At 75.9% G+C, this 1167-nt stretch carries 1 protein-coding gene; it reads left to right on the top strand.

Annotated features, from left to right (window positions below; genetic code table 11):
* Positions 1-115 precede the first annotated feature (115 nt).
* A partial coding sequence (hutI, locus tag ACYVE9_RS27650) for an imidazolonepropionase (protein WP_461030627.1) occupies positions 116-1167 on the top strand: 1052 nt, incomplete at its 3' end.

Below are 1167 nucleotides of genomic sequence, written 5' to 3'. Positions count from 1 at the left end.
CGAGCACCTCCTGCTGCCCGACGTGCCCGGCGCGCTCGCCGCCGCCGTCGCCGCCGTCACCCACTGACCGGGCCGGGCCCGCACCCTCGTCCCCCCTCACGCCCCAGGGAGCCGCATGTCCCCGTCCACCGTCATCCACCGCATCGGCGCGCTGGTCACCAACGACCCGGCGCTCGGTGACGGTCCGCTGGGCGTCGTGCCGGACGCCGCCCTCGTCATCGACGACGGGCGGGTGGTGTGGGCCGGGCCCGCCTCCCGGGCCCCGGCGGCCGACACCGCCCACGACGCCGAGGGCCGCGCGGCGATCCCCGGATTCGTCGACTCGCACTCCCACCTGGTGTTCGCCGGCGACCGCATCGAGGAGTTCAACGCCCGCATGTCGGGGCGCGCCTACACCGCGGGCGGCATCCGCACCACGGTGGCCGCCACCCGCGCGGCCACCGACGAACAGCTCGAGGCCAACCTGGTCCGGCACCTGACCGAGATGCTCCGCCAGGGCACCACCACGGTCGAGACCAAGTCCGGCTACGGCCTCACCGCCGACCAGGAGGCGCGGGCGCTGCGCATCGCCGCCGCGCACACCGAGGAGGTCACCTACCTCGGCGCGCACATCGTCGCGCCCGAGTACGCCGACGACCCGGCCGGCTACGTGGAGCTGCTCACCGGAAAGATGCTGGACGCCTGCGCCCCGCACGCCCGCTGGGTCGACGTGTTCTGCGAGCGGGGTGCCTTCGACGCCGACCAGGCGCGGGCCGTGCTGACCGCGGGGGCCGCCCGCGGACTGATCCCGCGGGTGCACGCCAACCAGCTGTCCGCCGGCCCGGGCGTGCAGCTCGCCGTGGAGCTGGGCGCCGCCTCGGCCGACCACTGCACGCACCTCACCGACGCCGACGTGGACGCGCTCGCCGCCGGCACCACCGTCGCCACGCTGCTGCCGGGCTGCGAGTTCTCCACCCGGGCGCCCTACCCCGACGCCCGCCGACTGCTCGACGCCTCGGTGACCGTGGCACTGTCCACGGACTGCAATCCCGGCTCCTCCTTCACCAGCTCCATGCCGTTCTGCGTCGCCGTGGCCGTGCGCGAGATGGGCATGACACCCGACGAGGCGCTCTGGTCGGCGACCGCGGGCGGCGCCGCCGCGCTGCGCCGCGACGACCTGGGCCGGCT

The organism is Streptomyces sparsus (assembly GCF_054776295.1).
The sequence above is the reverse complement of the archived record's forward strand: the minus strand, read 5'-3'. Positions and strand labels throughout refer to the sequence as shown.